This window comes from Priestia sp. BR_2, from assembly GCF_041954005.1.
Classification (GTDB): domain Bacteria; phylum Bacillota; class Bacilli; order Paenibacillales; family Paenibacillaceae; genus Paenibacillus_AQ; species Paenibacillus_AQ lautus_A.
Genome location: NZ_JAVFHM010000191.1, coordinates 1 through 847, shown reverse-complemented (window position 1 = coordinate 847; position 847 = coordinate 1). Strand labels below are relative to the sequence as shown.

Here is an 847-nt window from a genome sequence, read left to right as displayed (position 1 = left end):
GAACGAGGCCGATCTGGTTTGCGGTTAACTTCAGACGGATTAAATTTATTTCCAGCTGCTAAAAGACTATTTGAAGAATATCAAAACTTACAACATCAGATAGAAGAAATTAACGGGTTACAATCGGGAGTGGTTCGGATTGGCACTTTCTCTAGCGTAGCCACGCATTGGCTTCCAAAAATAATAAAGCAATTTAAAACTGATTATCCTAATATTGATTTTGAATTACTTTTAGGTGATTACCACGAAATAGAAAAGTGGATTTTAGAAGGGCGTGTGGATTTTGGTTTTTTACGACTTCCTACTCTTCCAGAATTGGAAACAACATTTATAGAACAAGATAACCTAATTGCTGTATTTCCTAAAAGGCATCCTCTTGCAGATCTCGAAAAAATTCCAATTGCTGAACTTTCTGGGTCATCTTTTATCTTGTTAGAAAAAGAAGGGAATTCTGATGTGGCTAAACTGCTGAAAAAGTGGAATATTTGTCCCAAAATCAATTTTACGACATGGGATGACTATGCCATTATGGCTATGGTAGAGAGTGGTTTAGGTATTAGTATTTTACCGCAATTAGTTTTACAACGCATTTCTTACGACGTTATCACAAAAGAATTGGAAGTACCTGCTTACCGAAAAATTGGGTTAGCATACAGGGAAAATCAAACTTTATCTCTTGCTAGCAAACAATTTTTAAATTATTTAGAGTATAGATAAAATACTCATTCCTTCCCTAAAGATACTATATTTTAAAAAACTAGCATATGAATGAAACGTGCGCTTTTCTACTTTTTTAGGATACTCCGGTTATCCAGAACTTCAACAATACATGCAAAGCTCTGCCCAA

At 34.8% G+C, this 847-nt stretch carries 1 protein-coding gene; it reads left to right on the top strand.

Annotation, left to right across the window (positions count from 1 at the left end; translation table 11 throughout):
• On the top strand, window positions 1–717 hold a 717-nt coding region (locus tag RB298_RS12810; protein ID WP_486047258.1), incomplete at its 5' end, for a LysR family transcriptional regulator substrate-binding protein.
• Window positions 718–847: the final 130 nt, after the last annotated feature.